This is a genomic window from Leifsonia sp. LS1 (genome assembly GCF_020521355.1).
In the GTDB taxonomy this organism is placed as follows: Bacteria; Actinomycetota; Actinomycetes; order Actinomycetales; family Microbacteriaceae; genus Leifsonia.
Genome location: NZ_BPER01000013.1, coordinates 18962 through 34695, shown reverse-complemented (window position 1 = coordinate 34695; position 15734 = coordinate 18962). Strand labels below are relative to the sequence as shown.

14 protein-coding genes are annotated in these 15734 nt (G+C 70.1%); 8 read left to right on the top strand and 6 right to left on the bottom strand.

What is annotated here, in order from left to right:
• Nucleotides 1-153 precede the first annotated feature (153 nt).
• The 4 genes from LLS1_RS17910 to LLS1_RS17895 all read right to left on the bottom strand — a co-directional run bounded on the left by LLS1_RS17910 (nucleotide 154) and on the right by LLS1_RS17895 (nucleotide 5409).
• Nucleotides 154-1011 carry an ATP-binding cassette domain-containing protein gene (locus tag LLS1_RS17910; RefSeq protein WP_226657686.1) on the bottom strand — a complete coding sequence of 286 codons (858 nt, stop codon included), beginning with the start codon at nucleotides 1009-1011 and terminating at the stop codon, nucleotides 154-156.
• Nucleotides 1008-2843: a dipeptide/oligopeptide/nickel ABC transporter permease/ATP-binding protein gene (locus LLS1_RS17905; protein ID WP_226657684.1), complete on the bottom strand. Its 1836-nt coding sequence runs from the start codon at nucleotides 2841-2843 to the stop codon at nucleotides 1008-1010. The genes LLS1_RS17910 and LLS1_RS17905 overlap by 4 nt, the downstream gene beginning before the upstream one ends.
• Nucleotides 2840-3781, bottom strand: coding sequence for an ABC transporter permease (locus tag LLS1_RS17900; RefSeq protein ID WP_226657682.1), 942 nt, complete (start codon nucleotides 3779-3781; stop codon nucleotides 2840-2842). Before LLS1_RS17900 ends, LLS1_RS17905 begins: the two co-directional genes overlap by 4 nt.
• A 104-nt stretch (nucleotides 3782-3885) precedes the next feature.
• Nucleotides 3886-5409 carry an ABC transporter substrate-binding protein gene (locus LLS1_RS17895; protein WP_226657680.1) on the bottom strand — a complete coding sequence of 508 codons (1524 nt, stop codon included), beginning with the start codon at nucleotides 5407-5409 and terminating at the stop codon, nucleotides 3886-3888.
• Nucleotides 5410-5710: 301 nt separating this feature from the next.
• Here LLS1_RS17895 and hpaH point away from each other — a divergent pair, with 301 nt between their 5' ends.
• The 6 genes from hpaH (at nucleotide 5711) to hpaD (ending at nucleotide 12185) form a co-directional block, all read left to right on the top strand.
• Nucleotides 5711-6496 carry a 2-oxo-hept-4-ene-1,7-dioate hydratase gene (hpaH, locus tag LLS1_RS17890; protein ID WP_226657678.1) on the top strand — a complete coding sequence of 262 codons (786 nt, stop codon included), beginning with the start codon at nucleotides 5711-5713 and terminating at the stop codon, nucleotides 6494-6496.
• Nucleotides 6481-7293, top strand: a complete 813-nt coding sequence (locus tag LLS1_RS17885; RefSeq protein ID WP_226657675.1) for an HpcH/HpaI aldolase/citrate lyase family protein — start codon at nucleotides 6481-6483, stop codon at nucleotides 7291-7293. Before hpaH ends, LLS1_RS17885 begins: the two co-directional genes overlap by 16 nt.
• A gap of 119 nt (nucleotides 7294-7412) precedes the next feature.
• Nucleotides 7413-8846: a fumarylacetoacetate hydrolase family protein gene (locus LLS1_RS17880; protein WP_226657674.1), complete on the top strand. Its 1434-nt coding sequence runs from the start codon at nucleotides 7413-7415 to the stop codon at nucleotides 8844-8846.
• Nucleotides 8828-9520 (top strand): GntR family transcriptional regulator, encoded by a 693-nt coding sequence (locus LLS1_RS17875; protein WP_226657672.1) that lies wholly within the window; start codon nucleotides 8828-8830, stop codon nucleotides 9518-9520. Before LLS1_RS17880 ends, LLS1_RS17875 begins: the two co-directional genes overlap by 19 nt.
• A gap of 27 nt (nucleotides 9521-9547) precedes the next feature.
• Nucleotides 9548-11044, top strand: coding sequence for a 5-carboxymethyl-2-hydroxymuconate semialdehyde dehydrogenase (gene hpaE / locus LLS1_RS17870; protein ID WP_226657670.1), 1497 nt, complete (start codon nucleotides 9548-9550; stop codon nucleotides 11042-11044).
• Nucleotides 11045-11090: 46 nt separating this feature from the next.
• On the top strand, nucleotides 11091-12185 hold the full coding sequence (hpaD, locus tag LLS1_RS17865; RefSeq protein WP_226657668.1) for a 3,4-dihydroxyphenylacetate 2,3-dioxygenase: 1095 nt from the start codon (nucleotides 11091-11093) through the stop codon (nucleotides 12183-12185).
• 213 nt (nucleotides 12186-12398) lie between these two features.
• Here the strand turns inward: hpaD and LLS1_RS17860 are convergent, their stop codons facing one another.
• Both LLS1_RS17860 and LLS1_RS17855 read right to left on the bottom strand, forming a co-directional pair.
• Nucleotides 12399-12944 carry a cysteine hydrolase family protein gene (locus tag LLS1_RS17860; protein ID WP_226657666.1) on the bottom strand — a complete coding sequence of 182 codons (546 nt, stop codon included), beginning with the start codon at nucleotides 12942-12944 and terminating at the stop codon, nucleotides 12399-12401.
• 36 nt (nucleotides 12945-12980) lie between these two features.
• Nucleotides 12981-13658 (bottom strand): DUF1345 domain-containing protein, encoded by a 678-nt coding sequence (locus tag LLS1_RS17855; protein WP_226657665.1) that lies wholly within the window; start codon nucleotides 13656-13658, stop codon nucleotides 12981-12983.
• A 129-nt stretch (nucleotides 13659-13787) separates the two neighbouring features.
• On the opposite strand from LLS1_RS17855, the gene LLS1_RS17850 reads away from it, so the two are divergent.
• Both LLS1_RS17850 and LLS1_RS17845 read left to right on the top strand, forming a co-directional pair.
• Complete coding sequence (locus tag LLS1_RS17850; protein WP_226657663.1) at nucleotides 13788-14204, top strand: (deoxy)nucleoside triphosphate pyrophosphohydrolase; 417 nt, start codon at nucleotides 13788-13790, stop codon at nucleotides 14202-14204.
• A 119-nt stretch (nucleotides 14205-14323) separates the two neighbouring features.
• Nucleotides 14324-15709, top strand: a complete 1386-nt coding sequence (locus LLS1_RS17845) for a cytosine permease (RefSeq protein WP_226657661.1) — start codon at nucleotides 14324-14326, stop codon at nucleotides 15707-15709.
• Nucleotides 15710-15734: the final 25 nt, after the last annotated feature.

Genomic DNA, 15734 nt, shown 5'->3' with positions numbered 1-15734 from the left:
CAGTCGGGCGTGCGCGCCTCGTCCTGCGTTGCAGCGTCATCCGCCGGCCGACCCCGCCGCACGCGCACCACGATCAGCGGAGCGCTGCCGGCCGGGGCAGCGCGCGGGGGTCCTTCGAGTCGAGTGGCGCGCAGGCCCCGCTCCGGGAGACGGTCAGGCCGCCCGCTCGCGCAGCTTCAGCCACGCTGCGCGCCGCTCGGCCTGCCGCACCGGGTCCGCGATCGGCGACGCCGTGAGCAGGCGGCGCGAGTACGGGTGCTGCGGGTCCCGCGTGATCTGCTCGCCGTCGCCGGTCTCCACGATCTCGCCGTGGTACATCACGGCGACGCGGTGGCAGATGCGCCGCACGACGCCGAGGTCGTGCGAGACGAACAGGTACGAGACCCCGGTATCGCGCTGCAGCTCGATGAACAGATCGATGATCGTCGCCTGGGTGGTGAGGTCGAGCGCGCTCACCGGCTCGTCGCACACGATGAGCCGCGGCTTGCGCACGAGCGCGCGGGCGATCGCGATGCGCTGCCGCTGGCCGCCGGAGAACTCCTTCGGGTACCGGTCGACGACCCCGGACGGCAGCTTCACCCGGTCAAGCATCTCGGCGACCGTCGCGCGCGCCTCCCGACGGCCCGCTCCGGAGGTCGCGAGCGGCTCGGCGAGGATGTCGCCGATCGTCATCGCGGGGTTCAGCGATCCGTAGGGATCCTGGAAGACGACCTGGATGCTCGACGCCAATGCGCGCCGCTTCGCCCCCGACAGCCGGGTGATGTCCTGGCCGTCGAAAGCGATCGTCCCGCTCGTGACCGGCACGAGTCCGAGGATGGCCTTGCCCAGCGTCGACTTGCCGGAGCCCGACTCCCCCACCAGTCCGACGCACTCGCCCGCACCGACCTCGATCGACACCTCCGTGAGTGCGCGGAAGCTCCCGCGCCGCTGCCCGTAGTCGACGACGAGGTCGTCGACGCGCAGCAGAGGGCGGCCCGTGGTGGTCTCTCGCTCGGTGGTCGCGGCGGTCATGCCGGCACCGCCTTCCTGGTGTCGTCCGCGGTCGCGGAGGCGTGTGCGGCGTCCAGCTGCGCACGGCTCTCCGCCCCGTCGAGGGAGGCCGCGATCAGCTCGCGGGTGTAGTCGCTGGTCGGGTGGGCGAAGATGCGGTCCACGTCCCCGATCTCGACGATGGAGCCGTCGCGCATGACGACGACACGGTCGCAGAGGTCGGCGACGACGCCGAAGTTGTGGGTGACGATCACGAGGGCCATGCGGTACTCGCTCTGCAGCTCCCGCAGCAGCTCGAGCACCTCCGCCTGCACGGTCACGTCGAGGGCCGTCGTCGGCTCGTCGGCCACCAGCACCGACGGCTTCCCCGCGATCGCCCCGGCGATCAGCACCCGCTGGGCCATTCCCCCGGAGAGCTGGTGCGGGTACGACTTCATGACCCGCGGCGGGTCGACGATGCCGACCTTCTCCAGCATCTCGAGGGCGCGCGCTTTCGCCGCGGCGCGGGAGAGCCCGTGCACCGCGCGCAGCGGCTCGGTGAGCTGGTGGCCGATGGTGAACGAGGGGTCGAGGTTCGACATCGGCTCCTGCGGGATGTACCCGACCTCGTGGCCGAGCAGCCGCTGTCGTTCGCGGTGATCGAGCCGCGTCACATCGCGACCGCCGATCCAGATGGCGTCGGCCGTGCAGTCGCCGCCGGCGGGCAGCAGGTCCAGGATGCTGAACACCGTCTGCGACTTGCCCGAGCCGGACTCCCCGACGATGCCGAGCACTTCGCCGGGGGCGACGTCGAGGGTGATGCCGTGCACCACCTCCACCTCGCCCCCGCCGGGCGCGGCGTACGACACATGGAGGTTGGTGAGCTGCACGGCGGAGTCGACCGATTTGTGCGCGACCGCCCCGGTCGAGGTGGTCACCGCTGCGGGCTCGGAGGCCGTTCGGCGGCGCGCGCGGCGGCGGCGCGCGACGGGCGTCTTGACGCTGACGACGTCCGCGAGCGTGGAGCCGAGCACGGCGAGCGCCGCGATCGAGATGCCGAGGGCCAGCGACGGCCAGAGCAGCAGCAGCGGGCTGGTCAGCATCGTGCGGAAGCCTTCGTTCATCATCGCGCCCCAGCCGGGCGTCTTCGCCCCGCCGATGCCGAGGAACTGCAGGCCGGCCTGCATGCCCATCGCGAGCCCGGCGGTGAGCGCCGTCTGGATGATGACCGGGGCGTACACCGCCTTGACGATGTGCCGGCCCATGATGCGCACGTTCCCGAGTCCCGAGACCCGGGCCGCATCCACGTAGGGCTCGTTGCGCACGGCCAGCACCGTGGACCGGGTGAGCCGGAAGTAGCCCGGCGCCATGAAGACGCCGAGGGTCGCCATCAGCACGGTGAAGTCGTTGCGGGTGCCCGCTGCAACGATCAGCAGGATGATCATGCCCGGCACGGCCTGGAGGGCGTCGCTCACCCACGTCGCCGCGCGGTCGAAGAAACGGCCGTAGTAGCCGGCGGCGAGACCGGCGGGCACACCGACGAGTGTGGCGACGACGATGGTGACGGAGGCGCCCCAGAGGGTGGACTGCGTTCCCCAGATCAGGCGGCTGAGCACATCGCGGCCCGCGCTGTCGCCGCCGAGCGGGTGCGCGGCGCTCGGCGGCGCCTTGGTGAGGGCGAGGTCGACGAAGTTCGGGTCGTGCGGCGCCAGCAGCGGCGCGAACGCCGCCGCGAGCACGATGAGTGCCAGCACGCCGAACGAGACGGCACCGGCCGGACGCCTGAGGAACCGGATGAAGGTGGAGCCCCGCCGCGGGGTGGCCACGGCCTTCGCGGAGTCCCGCGGGTCGATGATCACGTCGGTGGCCGTCATTGCACTCGCGCCTTCGGGTTGATCCAGCCGAGCACCACGTCGAGGAGGAAGTTGACGATCACCACGAAGACGACCGTGACGACGGTGATGCCGAGCAGGATGGGGATGTCGCCGTTCTGGGAGGAGCCCGAGGTGAGGGCGCCGATCCCCGGCAGGGAGAAGATCTGCTCCACCACGATGGCGCCGCCGAGCAGGCCGACGAACATCAGGGCGAGCACGGTGAGGGACGCCGGCGCCGCGTTGCGCACGAGGTGCACGACCACGCGCGGCTGCGAGAGCCCGCGGCTACGGAGGGTACGCACGTAGTCCTGGCTGTTGGCCGAGATGATGCCGTTGCGCAGCTGCTCGGCGATCATGACGATCGCCCCGAGCGAGAGCGCGATGGCCGGCAGCGTGATCGAGCGCAGCCAGCCCTCGACGCTCACGGCGGGCTGCACGTAGCCGACGGCGGGGAACCACTTGAGATTGACCGCGAACCAGATCACGAGCACGAGGCTCACCCAGAAGCCCGGCAGCGCGAACAGCACCACCGAGGCGGCCTTCACGACCTTGTCGAGCACGCTCCCGGGCCGCAATCCGGCGAGGATGCCGAAGAGCGCCCCGAAGAGGGCGGAGAGGAGGGTGGCCGCCGTGACCACGGAGAGGGTGACGGGCAGCTTGAGAGCGATCTGCGCCCCCACCGGCTGGAAGTTGCGCCACGATGTGCCGAAGTCGCCGACGGCGGCGTGGCTCGCCCAGTCCCAGAACTGCACGAGCAGCGGGCGGTCCGTGCCGATCTTCGCGGCGAGTGCGGCTTGCTGGGCCGGCGTCGCGGCGCTGCCGAGCAGCCCGGCGGTGGGGTCGCCGATCGCGAGATGCGCGAGGAAGAAGGTGCCGACGGAGACGGCGACCAGGAGGATCACGCCCGAGACGAGCCTCTTGACCGTGAATCTGATCATGGGAGGGGGTTCCTGTCGATGCCGGTGGTGGAGGGTGGGGGACGGTCAGGGGCGGGCCCCGGGGGGGGGGGCGGCCCCCCGGTCGGCGCGGCCCGCCCCTCCCGCTATCCCTTGACGGCGATCTGCCGCAGGGTGGGGAACATCATCCCGACGACCGGGGTGACCTCGATGCCCGAGGTGCTGACGTAGCTGTTGTTCGCCTGGTACCAGACGGAGAACCACGCCTTCTCGGTGACGAGCTTGTTGAGCGCCTCGATCTGGGTCTCCTGGTCGCTCGGGTCGGCGGTGAGGACCTTGTGCACCGCGGCCTCCACGTCGGGGAACTTGTCCACCTGCGGGGTCGGGTTGTACCACTGCGGCAGGTTGATCTGGCGCTGGACGGTCGCGACCGGGTTGGAGTCCATCGACAGGAAGGCGACGAACATCGGGTAGGTCGGGGCGTTCTTCTGGTAGTCCATGTACTGCATGTCGTCCCAGGTGACCGTGATGCCGAGCTCCTTGAAGACCTGGTCGGCGACCGGTTGCCAGACCTGGAAGACCTGCGACATGGGCATGTGGAGCGCGAAGCCGTTCGCGTACCCGGCCTCGGCAAGCAAGGACTTCGCCTTGCTGATGCTCGTCTTGTACATGTCGTCGACGTCGGTCACATTGCCGGGCAGCCCCACCGGGAACACCTGGTTCGAGACCTTGCCCGCTCCGCTGCCGACCGACTTGAGGATGCTCGCGCCGTCGAACGCGTAATTGAGCGCCTGGCGCACCTTCACGTCACCGAGCGGCTTGAACTTCTCCCCGGCACGGTCGGTGAACTGCAGGCCCACCCAGCCCGACACCTTGGCGGCGACGTTCCAGCCGTTCTCGCCTGCCTGCTTCAGTGCGGTGTCGTCGGCGTAGTTGACGTTGATCTGGCCGGAGAGCATCGCGTTGTCGCGTGCGGTCGCATCCTGGATCGGGTAGATCGCCAGCGGGTCGAACGGGAACTGCTTGGCGTCCCAGTGGTCCTTCACCTTCGTGAAGTGGTATTCGGAACCGGCGACGCTCGACGACGCGAGCGTGTACGGCCCGGAGCCGACGGGCTCCTTGGCGAGGGTGCCGGCGGCGATCGCCTTGGGCGCCATCATGTAGCTGCGGCCGATGCCCATGAAGTACAGCAGCATGTCGTCGCGCTGGGTGAGGTCGATCTCGACCGTCTTGTCGTCGACGGCGACGAACTTGTCGACGTTCTCGTAGGCCTCGCCGCTGCGTGCGCCCTGCTTGAGGTAGTCGAGGCTCTTCACCGCGGCGGCGGCGTCGAACGCCTCGCCGTCGGAGAACTTCACGCCCGTGCGGAGCGTGAGGGTGACCTTCTTGTAGTCGTCCGAGACCTTCCATGCTGTGGCGAGGGCCGGGACGGGCTTGCCGTCGCCGTCGACGGCGATCAGCGGGTCGTAGACGGCCGAGAGGTACGGTCCGTCGAAGCCGATGTCGGCCAGCGCAGGGTCCCAGCTGGTGACGTCGGCGAAGTTGCCGATGTTGAGCGGTCCGCCGGCGGCGCCGGTGGTGGATTTGGTGTCGTTTCCCCCGGAGCCGCAGGCGCTCAGCGCCAACGCGGTCGCGGCGGCCAGGGCCACCGCGATCAGTGCCTTCTTCATCTTGTCTTCTCTCGGTTCGCAGGGCGGGTGTGGAACTCGAAACAGCACAGTGGAGACGGTCGTCGACCGGGGTACGGCTGACACTCCGCTGTGTCGTGGCGGTAATTCTACAGTTGTTGACAAGAAAGGCAACTAGTGGAGAAAAACAATGGGAGAAGCCTGACATGACGCGGCCGGGAACAGGAAATCCACGCATCCGCGTTGCCGGATCGCGCACGACCCGTGGCCGAGGTGTACGGGATGATATACGATCCACACAGGGCCGGAACGGCCCTCCTCCGACGTCGAAGGGAGCCCCGCGGTGCTCGACACCACGACCATCCAGGCCATCGCCGACGAGCTTGCGGCGGCCGAACGGGACCGGGCGACCATCCCGCTCCTGACCGCCCGGCATCCGGCGATGACGGTGGAGGACTCCTACGCCGTGCAGAAGGTGCGGGTGGAGCGCGGCCTCGCCGCCGGCCGCCGCCTGGTCGGCCGCAAGATCGGCCTCACCTCGAAGGTGATGCAGCAGGCCACGGGCATCACCGAGCCCGACTACGGCGCGATCTTCGCCGACATGGTCTACGAGACCGGATCGGTCATCCCGTTCGACCAGTACTCGAACGTGCGCATCGAGGTCGAGCTGGCGTTCGTGCTCGCCGAGCCACTGGAAGGCCCGCACGTCAGCCTCTACGAGGTGCTCGACGCGACGAAGTACGTGGTCCCCGCACTGGAGATCCTCTCGTCTCGTATCGAGATGCAGGGCCGCACCATCGTCGACACCATCTCGGACAACGCCGCGATGGGCGGCATGGTCGTCGGCGGCCGCCCCGTCGCCGTCGACGCCGTCGACCTGCGCTGGGTCGGCGCCCTGCTCTACCGCAACGAGACCATCGAGGAGTCCGGCATCGCCGCCGCCGTGCTCGACCACCCGGCCAACGGCGTCGCGTGGCTCGCGAACAAGCTCGCCCAGCACGGCTCGCGCCTGGAGGCCGGCGACATCGTCCTGGCCGGATCGTTCACCCGCCCGATGTGGGTCGAGCGCGGCGACACCGTCCACGCCGACTACGGAACCCTGGGAGCCGTGACATGCCGATTCGTCTAGACCCGACCCCGACCTTCGGCGACCGCCTCCGCGCAGCCGACCGCACCCTCTACGGGATGTGGTCGTGCGCCGGCAGTCCGCTCGTCGCCGAGATCTGCGCCGGCAGCGGTCTCGACATCGTCCTGATCGACGGCGAGCACTCCCCCGTCGGGCTGGAGTCGATCCTCGCCCAGCTGCAGGCGATCGCCGCGTACCCCGCCGTCCCGGTGGTCCGCGCGCCGATCGGAGACCCCGTCGTGCTCAAGCAGCTGCTCGATCTGGGCGCGCAGAACATCCTGGTCCCCATGGTCGACAGCGTGGAGGAGGCGACGGCGATGGTCCGCGCCGTGCGGTATCCCCCGCACGGCGTGCGCGGCGTCGGCAGCGCACTCGCGCGCTCCTCGCGCTGGAGCCGCATCCCGGACTACCTCGCCCGCGCGAACGACCTCGTGTCGCTGACCGTGCAGATCGAGACCGTCGACGCTCTGGAGGCTGCGGGAGCGATCGCGGGGGTGGACGGCGTGGACGCCCTCCTCGTCGGCCCGGCGGACCTCGCCGCCTCGATGGGCCTGCTCGGCCAGCAGAACCACCCGCGCGTCATCGACGCCGTCGAACACGTCATCGAGGCCGGCCGCGCCGCCGGCACTCCCGTCGGCGTCAACGCCTTCGACCCGGCCACCGCCGACCGCTACGCCGCCGCCGGCGCCGCGTACCTGCTCGTCGGTTCCGACGTGACCCTGCTCGCCCGTGCGTCCGAGGGCCTCGCCTCCCGCTTCGTCGGCGATGCGGACGGGTCCGCCCCGCCCGCCTCGTACTGAGCACGGACGATCCTTGTCCACTGTTCACGGATCGTATACAATATCGAATACGGTCTCAGTCGTCTCGACGGCTCCCCGCTCCACCGCATCACCATCCCCGACGACGAGGAGAACCACCCGTGAGCCAGCTCGCCCGCCCCGGCAAGATCATCGCGGTGCACCTGAACTACCGGTCGCGCGCCGCCCAGCGCGGGCGCACCCCGGCCCAGCCGTCGTACTTCTTCAAGCCGGCCTCGTCCGTCGCCGCGACCGGCGGTGAGCTCGAGCGCCCGGCCGGCACCGAGCTGCTCGCCTTCGAGGGCGAGATCGCGCTGATCATCGGCACGACCGCCCGCCGGGTCTCCCCCGAGGACGGCTGGGCCGCGGTCTCCGGCGTCACCGCCGCGAACGACTTCGGCCTCTACGACCTCCGTGCGGCCGACAAGGGGTCGAACGTGCGCTCCAAGGGCGGCGACGGCTTCACCCCGCTCGGCCCGGAGGTCATCCCCGCCTCCGCCGTCGACCCCGCCGCCCTGCGCGTGCGCACCTGGCTCAACGGCGAACTGGTGCAGGAGGGTGCGACCGACGACCTGCTGTTCCCGTTCGGCCGGCTCGTGGCCGACCTGTCGCAGCTCATGACCCTCGAGCCGGGAGATGTCATCCTCACCGGCACCCCGGCCGGGTCGTCGGTGACGGAGCCCGGCGACACCGTGGAGGTGGAGGTGGACGCGCCGACGTCCGCGGGAGCCCCCAGCAGCGGCCGCCTCGTGACCCGGATCACCGAGGGCCGCATCCCGTTCGGCGACTTCGGCACGAAGCCCCGCGTCGACGACCACCAGCGGGCGGAGGCGTGGGGCACACCGCCTGCACCCGCGTTCGCGCTGACCGACGAGCTGCGCGCCGCCCTCGCGAGCGTCGCCACGGCGACGCTCAGCTCCCAGCTGCGCAAGCGCGGCCTGAACAACGTCTCGATCGACGGGCTCGCCTCCACCCGGCCGGACGCGCGCCTGATCGGCACGGCGAAGACGCTCCGTTACATCCCGAACCGCGAGGACCTCTTCGCCTCCCACGGCGGCGGCTACAACGCCCAGAAGCGCGCGTTCGACACGGTCGGCGCCGGGGAGGTGCTCGTGATCGAGGCCCGTGGCGAGCGCGGCAGCGGAACCGTCGGCGACGCGCTCGCCCTGCGCGCCCAGGTCAACGGCGCTGCCGGCATCGTGACCGACGGCGGCGTGCGCGACCTCGCGGTCGTCGCCGCCCTCGACATCCCGACGTATCACGCCGGTCCGCACCCGGCCGTGCTGGGCAGGAAGCACGTGCCGTGGGAGGCCGACGTCACCGTCGCGTGCGGCGGCGCGTCCGTGCAGCCCGGCGACGTGATCGTCGGAGACGCGGACGGCCTCATCGTCATCCCTCCCGCGCTCGTCGCCGAGGTCGTGGCCGACGCGGTCGAGCAGGAGCGCGAAGAGGAGTACATCGCCGAGCAGGTCGCGGCCGGGCACCCGGTGGACGGCCTCTTCCCGATGAACGCGGAGTGGACGGAGAGGTACCGCGCATGGCGGGCGCAGCGCTGAAGCCGACCGCGTCGGCGACCCCCAGCAAGTCGCAGCTCGCGTACGAGTTCCTGCGCGAGCGGATCGACGACGGCCGGTACGTCTCGGGCTACCGGCTCGTGCTCGGGCAGATCGCGAGCGAGCTCGCCATCAGCGTCGTGCCGGTGCGCGAGGCGATCCGCCGGCTGGAGGCCGAGGGGCTCGTCACGTTCGAGAAGAACGTCGGCGCCCAGGTCGCGCTGCTGCAGGACACCGAGTACGCCTTCACCATGCAGACGCTCGCGCTCATCGAAGGCGCCGCCACCCAGCTCTCCGCCCCCCTCCTGACGGCCGACCACGTCCGGCGGGCCCGGGAGGTCAACGCCGAGATGATCGCGAGCCTCGACCGCTTCGTCCCGCACCGCTTCACCCAGCTGAACCAGCAGTTCCACTCCGTGCTGTTCGAGCAGTGCCCCAACCCGCACATCCTCGACCTCGTGCACCGCGGCTGGAACCGGTTGACGGTGCTGCGCGACTCCACGTTCAGCTTCGTGCCCGGCCGCGCCCGCGAGTCGGTGGACGAGCACGAGCACATCCTGACCCTGATCGAGAGCGGCGCCGAGCCGCTGGAGATCGAGCTCGCCGCGCGCCGCCACCGGCTGGCGACGCTGGAGGCCTTCCAGGCGTACCAGAGCGAGCACACGCACACCCACTGACCACACCACTTGAAGGAGAGCACGCGCATGGCGCAGCACTACGTCCCCGAGAACCTTCCCGACACGATCCAGCACTTCATCGACGGCCGGTTCGTCGACAGCGTCTCGGGGGCGACCTTCGACGTGCTCGACCCCGTCTCGAACGAGACCTACGTCACCGCCGCCGCCGGGCAGAAGGAGGATATCGACCTCGCCGTGGCCGCCGCGCGCCGCGCGTTCGTCGACGGACCCTGGCCGCGGATGAAACCGCGCGAGCGCGCCCGGGTGCTGAACCGGATCGCGGACGCCGTGGAGGCGCAGGACGCCCGGCTCGCCGAGCTGGAGACCTTCGACACCGGCCTCCCGATCACCCAGGCGCTCGGGCAGGCCCGGCGCGCGGCCGAGAACTTCCGCTTCTTCGCCGACCTGATCGTGGCTCAGCGCGACGACGCGTACAAGGTGCCCGGCAGCCAGCTCAATTACGTCAACCGCAAGCCGATCGGCGTCGCCGGGCTCATCACGCCCTGGAACACGCCCTTCATGCTCGAGAGCTGGAAGCTGGCTCCCGCGCTCGCGACCGGCAACACCGTCGTGCTGAAGCCGGCCGAGTTCACCCCGCTGTCGGCGAGCCTGTGGGCGCAGATCTTCCGCGAGGCCGGCCTCCCCGACGGCGTATTCAACCTCGTCAACGGCCTCGGCGAAGAGGCCGGGGACGCCCTCGTCAAGCACCCCGACGTCCCGTTGATCTCCTTCACGGGCGAGAGCCGCACCGGCCAGCTGATCTTCGGCAACGCGGCACCGTTCCTGAAGGGCCTGTCGATGGAGCTCGGCGGCAAGTCCCCCGCCGTCGTGTTCGCGGACGCCGATCTGGACGCCGCGATCGATTCCACCCTGTTCGGCGTCTTCTCGCTCAACGGCGAGCGCTGCACCGCCGGCTCGCGCATCCTGGTCGAGCGCGCCGTGTACGACGAATTCTGCGAGCGCTACGCCGCCCGCGCGAAGAACATCGTCGTCGGCGACCCGCACGACCCGAAGACCGAGGTCGGCGCGCTGGTGCATCCCGAGCACTACGACAAGGTCATGAGCTATGTCGAGCTCGGCAAGCAGGAGGGCCGGCTCCTCGCCGGCGGCGGCCGCCCCGACGGTCTCGACCACGGCAACTATGTCGCCCCGACCGTGTTCGCCGACGTGTCGCCCGACGCCCGCATCTTCCAGGAGGAGATCTTCGGCCCGGTCGTCGCCATCACGCCCTTCGACTCCGACGCGGAGGCGCTGGAGCTCGCGAACGGTGTGCGCTACGGCCTCGCCGCCTACATCTGGACCAACGACCTCGAGCGCGCGCACACCTTCTCGCAGAACGTCGAGGCGGGGATGGTGTGGCTCAACTCGCACAACGTCCGCGACCTGCGCACCCCGTTCGGCGGCGTGAAGGCCTCCGGTCTCGGCCACGAGGGCGGCTACCGCTCGATCGACTTCTACACCGACCAGCAGGCCGTGCACATCACGCTCGGCGAGGTCCACACGCCGCGTTTCGGCGCCCACTGACACCGCCGGCAGCAGCCACCCGACTCGACGAAGAGGAAGAACCACCATGAGCAGCCCCATCCCCGCTCCCGCGAACCGCATCCCCACCCCGCAGGCCGCCCCGCCGGACATCCTGCGCTGCGCCTACATGGAGCTGGTCGTCACCGACCTGCAGGCCAGCCGCGACTTCTACGTCGACGTGCTCGACCTGGTCGTGACCGAGGAGGACGAGAACGCCGTCTACCTGCGCAGCTTCGAGGAGTTCATCCATCACAACCTCGTGCTGCGCAAGGGCCCCGTCGCAGCGGTCGCCGCCTTCTCGTACCGCGTGCGCACCCCCGAGGACCTCGATCGTGCGGTCGCCTTCTACACCGAGCTCGGCTGCCGCATCGAGCGTCGGGCGGAGGGCTTCACGAAGGGCATCGGCGACAGCGTGCGCGTGGAGGACCCGCTCGGCTTCCCCTACGAGTTCTTCTACGACGTGCAGCACGTCGAGCGCCTCGCCTGGCGCTACGACCTCTACACGCCCGGCGCGCTCGTCCGGCTCGACCACTTCAACCAGGTCACCCCGGACGTCCCTCGCGCGGTCGCCTACATGGAGGACCTCGGCTTCCGCGTGACCGAGGACATCCAGGACGACGAGGGCACCACCTACGCCGCGTGGATGCGCCGCAAGCCGACCGTGCACGACACCGCGATGACGGGCGGCGACGGCCCCCGCATGCACCACGTCGCGTTCGCCACGCACGAGAAGCACAACATCATCGCCATCTGCGACAAGCTCGGCGCGCTGCGCCTCTCGGACCGGATCGAGCGCGGTCCCGGCCGACACGGCGTCTCCAATGCGTTCTACCTCTACCTGCGCGACCCGGACGGCCACCGGGTCGAGATCTACACGCAGGACTACTACACCGGTGACCCCGACAACCCCGTCGTCACCTGGGACGTCCACGACAACCAGCGTCGCGACTGGTGGGGCAACCCCGTGGTCCCGTCCTGGTACACCGAGGCCTCCCTCGTGCTCGACCTGGACGGCAACCCGCAGCCCCTCACCGCCCGCACCGACGACTCCGAGATGGCGGTCACCATCGGCGCCGACGGCTTCTCGTACACCCGCCAGGGCGACGAGGAGAAGGGCTTCAAGCTGGGCGCGCAGGTCTAGCCGCTCCGCCAGCCCGCTGCTTCGCAACTCCGGAGATCCTGCCCCGGGCGGGCCCGATCTCCGGAGTTGCGCCGTTCCACCGGCGTGTCGGGAGAGATCTCCGGATTCACTCACAGCCGGTCATGCTGAAGATCGCGAACCGACGAGGCAAGCCGCGCCCCCCGAACTCGGACACGTGCTGCTCCGCCTCGAAACGTCCCCCTGCCCGCGGCCCTACCCGAACTCAACCTCGGCCGCGCGCTCCACGGCGAACAGTTGGTCGGGGTAGCGGAGTCCGGAGAAGTAGCGGTTCGTGTGGGCGATGATCTGCTCGCCGGTGATCTCGACGCCGTCCCACTCCGCGGCGGTCGTGGTGTGGGCGTCCTCGACGAGCGTGACGTCGTAGCCGCGCACGGCCGCACTCTGCGTGGTGGTGCGGATGCAGTAGTCGCTCTGAGCGCCTGCGACCACCAGCCGCGCGGCGTCGAGTCCGTCGAGCACCTCGTCGAGGTCGGTGTCGGCGAAGGCGTCTCGGTAGCGCTTGTGCACGACCGGCTCCCCGTCGGCCGGGTCGAGCCCGTCGGCGAAGGCCCACTCATCGCTGCCGGCGGGCAGGTCGTCCGCCTCGTGCTGCACCCAGACGACCGGCGTGCCTGCGGCGCGGGCGCGGCCGACCAGATCCGCGGTGCGGGAGACGACGCCGTCCGCATCCCAGCAGCCGGGCAGCACCCCCTTCTGCAGGTCGATCACGAGCAGGACGGACGGGATGGATGCGCTCACCCGACCATCCTGCCAGCCGTCACCGCCCGCGCGGGGTCACGTGTTGAACGACATGATCGTGTTGACCGCCAGCACGATGATGAGGGCGTTGAAGAAGAAGCTGAGCACGGAATGCCAGAGCACGGTCCAGCGCAGGCGGGTACTCAGCACCTCCACGTCGGAGGCGGCGAAAGAGGTGCCGAGCGTGTAGGCGAAGTACACGAACTCGACGAACCGGGGATGGTCGGTCCCCGGGAAGCGCAGGATCGGCACATCGCTGGAGTAGTACCGCTGATAGTAGATCTGCGAGAAGCCCCAGTGCAGGAACCCCCAGGCGAGCAGCATGGACCAGACGCCGACGATGTCGGTGATCGAGCCGACCTCCGGATCGTTGTGGAGGCCAAGCACCTGGATCGCGGCGGTGAAGCCGATCAGGCTGGCGAGGATCGTGGCCGTCATCGACACGACCCGCGCGACCGGGCCGACCTCGATCCGGGTAGGCCGGTCGCCGTCGACCGCGGGCCGGCGCGCCGCCCGCCCCAGCACGATCAGGACGACCAGCTCGTACAGTGTCCCGATGCCGCACCACAGGGCGAGCAGCAGCAGCGTGCTGTCGTCGTCCTCCGACAGAACCACCAGCCACACGCCCACGACGATCATCGCGAGCTGGACGAGCAGGCTCAGCACGAAGCCGAACACGATGGGCGCACGCCGAGCGCCGACGGGAGCCGCCATACCTGGATGCTAGCGCCGTTCTGGATGCTAGCGCCGTTCTGGATGCTAGCGCCGCTCTGGATGCGGGCGCCGCTCTGGATGCTGGCGCCGCTCTGGATGCTGACGCCGCCGGGCGGGCAGGATGGGCACATGACCTCCCCCGCTCCGCTCCGCGTCGTCGCCGCCGTGATCGCCGACGGCCCGCTCGTGCTCGCCTGCCGGCGCGCCCCCGGCAGGGACGCCGCGGGCCGCTGGGAGTTCCCAGGCGGCAAGGTGGAGGCCGGCGAGACGCCCGAGGCGGCGCTGGAGCGCGAGATCCGCGAGGAGCTGGGCGTGCCCATCCGCGTTGGCGCGCTGCTCGACCGCACCGTCACCGTCGTCGGCTCCCGCGCGATCGACCTCGCCTGCTACGAGGCCGCACTGCGCGGGCCGGCGCCGACGACCAGCACCGACCACGACCTCCTGCGCTGGGTCGCCCGCGACGCACTGGACGCGCTGGGCTGGGCGGACGCGGATCGGCCGGTCGTGCGGGTACTGGGCAGGCGGGATCACTCGCCGAGCAGCTGAGATGTGCATGTCGCACAGAACTCACGCAACTTCGTGCACATCGCACATTCCCCCGCGCCGGTGACGGGTTTACCGTTTTCGCAACCCCCACACCCGTCCCCGTCAGAAGGACTCCCCTCATGGCACGCACCGCCCCTGCCGACGACTTCGCCCTCTCCCGTGTGACCCCCGACGCGCGCAAACCGTGGTTCGGGATCGCGGTCCAGCGATTCGGTCAGGTCTCGGCTCTTTCGCAGTTCCTGCTCGGGGCCACCCTGGGCTACAGCATGACGTTCGGGGAGGCCGCGCTCGCGCTGCTCCTCGGCTCGATCATCCTCGAGGTGATCATGTGCATCGTCGGCATCATCGGTCAGAAGGAGGGCCTCAACACGGCGCTCCTCGCGCGGTGGACCGGCTTCGGCGAGATCGGCGCGGCCCTCGTCGGCCTGGCGATCGGCATCAGCCTGATCGGCTGGTTCGGCATCCAGTCGGCGATCTCGGCGCAGTCGCTCGACGCGCTCATGCCCGGCGTCATGCCGATCTGGGTCTGGAGCCTGCTGTTCGGCCTGGCCGTGACGGCGATCGTGGCCTACGGCTTCGTCGGGATGCAGTGGCTGGCGAACATCACCGTGCCGCTCTTCCTCATCCTGGTCGGCTGGTCCGTCATCAGCGAGCTCAGCAAGCACTCGATCGGCGACCTCCTCACCTCCCCGGCGCCCGGCCCGACGATGTCGGTCTGGGCGGGAACAGGCATCGTCGCCGGCGGCCTGATCGTCGGCGCGATCATCACGGCGGACATGACGCGGTTCAACCGCAGCAAGGCCGACGTGATCAAGCAGACCGTCGTGGGCGTCTCGCTCGGCGAGTTCGTGATCGGCCTGGCGGGCGTGCTGCTCGCGCACGCCGCCGCCACCGGTGACATCGTCGCGATCGTCACGTCGTCGATCGGCTTCATCGGCCTGATCATCGTCATCACGGGCACGCTCAAGATCAACGACTGGAACCTCTACTCGTCCACCCTCGGCCTGGTGAACTTCATCTCCACCGCGTTCGCCAAGAACCTCCACCGCGTCACGACGACCATCGTGCTCGGTGTCGTCGGCTCGGTGCTCGCGGCGGCCGGCATCCTGTCGCAGTTCACCGGCTTCCTCACGATCCTCGGTGTCGCGTTCCCCCCGATCGCCGGCATCATGGTCGCCGAGTACTTCTTCGTGCGGCGCTGGCGCGGCGACCTCGACGCGACCCGCTCCTCCGGCCGGCTGCCCGAGTTCGCGCCGCGCATCGTCCCCGCCACCCTCGTTGTCTGGCTGGTGTCGTCGCTCGTCGGCTACTACGTCACCTGGGGCATCCCGGCGCTCTGGTCGCTCTTCCTCTCGATCATCCTCTACACGGTCGCCGGCAAGCTCGGCTGGGTGCGCGGCGTCGGCCGGTCGACCACCATCCAGGACGCCCCGGATGCGGTGGACGGCACGAGCAGCGACACGACCGGCAGCACGCCGGGCTCGGAGGCCGTCGCGTCCAACTGATCAGCACGTCCCGTCCCACCAGCCC